Genomic DNA, 3,343 nt, shown 5'->3' with positions numbered 1-3,343 from the left:
GGACAGAGTCCCCTCGCCGGTTCCGAAAGTGCCGCTGCGTGACGCGGATAGCGGTTGGGTCAGCCGACCTGTGTCTACTCGCGGTTGGTATGCCCCCACCACATCACCTTGCCGATGATGTTGAGCGCCTCGATCCGCGAGCCGGTGAGGATCTCGGGGCCGTAGGCGGGGTTATCCGAGACAAGCATCATCAGGCCCTCTTCCGGCCGCTCGATCCGCTTGATCCGGGCGTGACCTTCGTGGAGCAACGCATATATCGTCGCGGGGCGGCGGTCGTTCGCTGTGCGGGCTCGGACCGGCACGGTGTTCCTGGCGCGGTCGATCATCACCAGGTCATCGGGCTGCATGGTCGGCTGCATGCTGTCGCCGTGGACCCGCGCCAGCACGGCCTTCGACGGTGAGACGCCGATCTTCTTCAGCCAGTCCTTGCGGAAGGCGAGCTGGCCGACGACGGGCGCGTCGCCATTGAGATGTCCATCGCCGGCGGCGAGATACGCCTCATGCAGCGGGATCTGCGAGAAGTCTGCGCCATCCAGGATAACTTGCTCGACAACGCCGGTCTCTCTGGGCGGCCCAAAGTAGCTCTCCAAACCCAAAAGATCGAAGAGTGGCAGCAGCTTGTCCAGCCCCGGTAAGCGCCCCGCGCGGATGTCGCGTATCAGTCCGTCGTGTCCAACGACCGCAAGCGATGCTTGGCGGCCCGACATCCCCTTCTCCTTCAGCGCAGCATTGACCAGATCGCGGATGCGATCACTGGTCTCCTGCGTCTTGAGCGGGTTAGCGGGCATAGAACAGAGTAAATCACACGGCGTAAGATAGATAAATCTGATTCGGAGCAGTAAGACGTATCTATCTTGACCATGTAAGATTGTTATGTCTTATTTAAGGCATGACCTATGACCTCCATCACCACCTGATCAGGCTCTGCGACGCCTACGCGGCCCATGCAAACATCAGCCACTGGCGGGTGGCATTCCTCGCCCGTGGCGACGGCCAGTTTTTCAAGCGCCTGCGCGAGGGCAAGGGCTGCACCGTCAAGACGGCCAGCGCCACGGTGCAGTGGTTCTCCGACCACTGGCCCGACGACCTCGAATGGCCAGCGGACATCCCGCGCCCGCCGAAGTCGAAGGAGGCCGCGTGATGGCCTCCCGCATCTCCCTCCTCTGGCGCGCCCTGGTGCGCCTGAACGCCCGGATCGACGACAGCCTGGTCGGCGACATCCTCGGCGCGATCACCCTTTTTCTTGGTCTTTACGGGCTGCTGCTGGCGGTCCCGGTTCTTGAAGGAGTCCTGAAGTGAACACCCCTCCCCTCGATCTTCTGAAGGCGATCCGCGATCACCTGGCAACCGCGACCACCGAGCGCGCCGCCGCCATCATGACCGAGAGCGTCGATGTCGCCGACCGGCACTGGGAGGCTTTCGACGCCGCGGTGACGCCGCTGGTCGATGCGCTGGCCGAGGCCGAGGAGCGCGGGATGCTGGCCGGGCTCGAGGCGCTGCTCGCCACCCTGGCGCAGGCCGCGGAGGCGCGCTGATGGAGGCGGTCGAGACCCTGCGCGGCACGGGGCCGCGGGTGGTGCGCTACGGTGACGACGACTGGGAGGTGCTGGGCTTGCCCGAGGCCTCGCCGATCTTCCGGGTGAAGGCCGAGGCCGAGAGCTGGAAGCAGGCGCAGGTTGCGTTGCTGCCGAAGTCCCGCCTGCCCCGGATGCGCTCCTGCCTCTGCTGTGGCGACGAGTTCCAGTCCGAAGGCTACCACCACCGCATGTGCGGCCCCTGCCGCCGCCTCGGCAGCGATGTCGCCGGGATGGCCGCGACCATCTCCGGCACCCGCCTGCGCCGCGTCACCCGCTGAACCGACGAGAAGAACACCATGGCCGAACCCATTCCCCTCCAGATCGACAAGGTCGCCGTCGCCGAAGTGATCGTGCGCGACCGGCTGCGCCCGGTCAGCGAGGCCGGCGTCGAGAGCCTGATCGCCTCGGTCACCGAGCTCGGGGTGCTGAAGGACCCGATCCACCTACGCAAGAAGAAGGACGGCAAGCTCTACCTGATGGCGGGCGCGCACCGGCTGGAGGTCGCGCGGCGGCTCGGCTGGGAGGAGATCTCGGCCAAGGTCTGGACCGGCGCGACCGACGACTGGGCGCTGTTGATGGAGATCGACGACAACCTCGCCGGGGCCGAGATGAATGCGCTCGACACGGCGGTGTTTCTGGCGACCCGGAAGCAGGTTTATGAGCGGCTGCACCCGGAGACCCGGCGAGGCATGGCCGGCGCCGCTGCGCGTTGGGATGCAACTGACACGATGGCAGTTGCATTCGTGAAAGCCACTGCCGAGAAGTTCGGCCTCAGCGACAGGCACGTCTATCGGATGGCTGCAGCTGGGCGGTCCATCGCTCCCGAGCAGATCAAAGCCCTGCGCGCCGCTCCCAAACCCGTCTCCCTGAAGGATCTGACCGAACTCGCCAAGATCGGCGATACCTACGAGCGCGACACGGTGATCGAGCGGCTCGCGGCCGGCGAAGCGAAGTCCGCCGCCGAAGCCTGGCGCAGCCTGAAGGCCGACCTCGCCGGCGCGCCTCTCCACCATGACCCGGTCGAGGATCAATACAAGGCGCTCCGCGCCGCATGGTCCCGCGCCAGCGCCGCGGCGCGCCGGCGCTGGCTCGAAGAGGATGGCGACGACGTGGCCCGCTACATGCCGCGCCCGGGGGCCGGCCGCAAATGACCAGCGTCATCCCCTCGCAGGAATGGTGGACGGCGGAGGAGATCGCCGCCGGCGGTCTCGCCGACCTGCCCGCCACCCGGCAGGGCGTGGATGCGCTCCTGAAGAAGCAGGGCTGGCGCGGCGATCCCGAGCATGCCCGGCGGCGCGCCGGTCGCGGCGGCGGCTGGGAGTATCACTGGCGGCTGTTCCCGAGCCGGGCGCAGCGCCAGCTCCTGCTGCACGCCAAGGGCGCGCCGGAGCCGGTCGTGCGGCAGAGCCGCGACGAGGCCTGGGCCTGGTATGACGCCCTGCCGCAGGCGGTGAAGGACAAGGCGCTGACCCGGCTGGAGCTCCTGCAGCAGGTCGAGGCGCTGGAGCCGGCGCTCGGGCGCTATCTCGCGGTCGAGACCGTGGCCCGCTCCTCGGCGGCCGGCGAGCGCACCCTCTGGTCCTGGCTCGCGCTGATCGAGGGGGTGCGGCCCGACGACCGCCTGCCCTATCTCGCGCCGCGCCACCGCGCCGCCGCCCGGCGCGGGCGCAGCCTCGACTGCGACCCGGAATTCTTCGACCTGCTGAAGAGCGATTACCTGCGCCTCGCCGGCCCGTCCTTCACCAGCTGCTACCGCCGCGCCGTCC

The 3,343-nt window shown here is 68.1% G+C and carries 7 protein-coding genes; 6 read left to right on the top strand and 1 reads right to left on the bottom strand.

The features are described 5' to 3' along the window. Positions 1-74: 74 nt before the first annotated feature. Positions 75-788: a S24 family peptidase gene (locus C5F48_RS22540; RefSeq protein WP_107665964.1), complete on the bottom strand. Its 714-nt coding sequence runs from the start codon at positions 786-788 to the stop codon at positions 75-77. 101 nt (positions 789-889) lie between these two features. Between C5F48_RS22540 and C5F48_RS22535 the strand changes: the two genes are divergently transcribed. The 6 genes from C5F48_RS22535 to C5F48_RS22515 form a co-directional block, all read left to right on the top strand. Beyond that, the gene (locus C5F48_RS22535; protein WP_107665963.1) at positions 890-1,141 is read left to right on the top strand and encodes a hypothetical protein; all 252 of its coding nucleotides are present in this window, start codon (positions 890-892) and stop codon (positions 1,139-1,141) included. Next, positions 1,141-1,299 (top strand): hypothetical protein, encoded by a 159-nt coding sequence (locus C5F48_RS25410; protein ID WP_170139754.1) that lies wholly within the window; start codon positions 1,141-1,143, stop codon positions 1,297-1,299. The genes C5F48_RS22535 and C5F48_RS25410 overlap by 1 nt, the downstream gene beginning before the upstream one ends. Then, positions 1,296-1,535 (top strand): hypothetical protein, encoded by a 240-nt coding sequence (locus tag C5F48_RS22530; protein WP_107665962.1) that lies wholly within the window; start codon positions 1,296-1,298, stop codon positions 1,533-1,535. Before C5F48_RS25410 ends, C5F48_RS22530 begins: the two co-directional genes overlap by 4 nt. Next, the gene (locus C5F48_RS22525; protein WP_211314695.1) at positions 1,535-1,855 is read left to right on the top strand and encodes a hypothetical protein; all 321 of its coding nucleotides are present in this window, start codon (positions 1,535-1,537) and stop codon (positions 1,853-1,855) included. Before C5F48_RS22530 ends, C5F48_RS22525 begins: the two co-directional genes overlap by 1 nt. 18 nt (positions 1,856-1,873) lie before the next feature. After that, positions 1,874-2,728 (top strand): ParB/RepB/Spo0J family partition protein, encoded by an 855-nt coding sequence (locus tag C5F48_RS22520; RefSeq protein ID WP_107665961.1) that lies wholly within the window; start codon positions 1,874-1,876, stop codon positions 2,726-2,728. After that, on the top strand, positions 2,725-3,343 hold a 619-nt coding region (locus tag C5F48_RS22515), incomplete at its 3' end, for a DNA-binding protein (RefSeq protein ID WP_308812780.1). The genes C5F48_RS22520 and C5F48_RS22515, both read left to right, overlap by 4 nt.

The organism is Cereibacter changlensis JA139 (assembly GCF_003034985.1).
Classification (GTDB): Bacteria; Pseudomonadota; Alphaproteobacteria; order Rhodobacterales; family Rhodobacteraceae; genus Cereibacter; species Cereibacter changlensis.
This window is presented reverse-complemented; position numbering and strand designations above follow the sequence as displayed.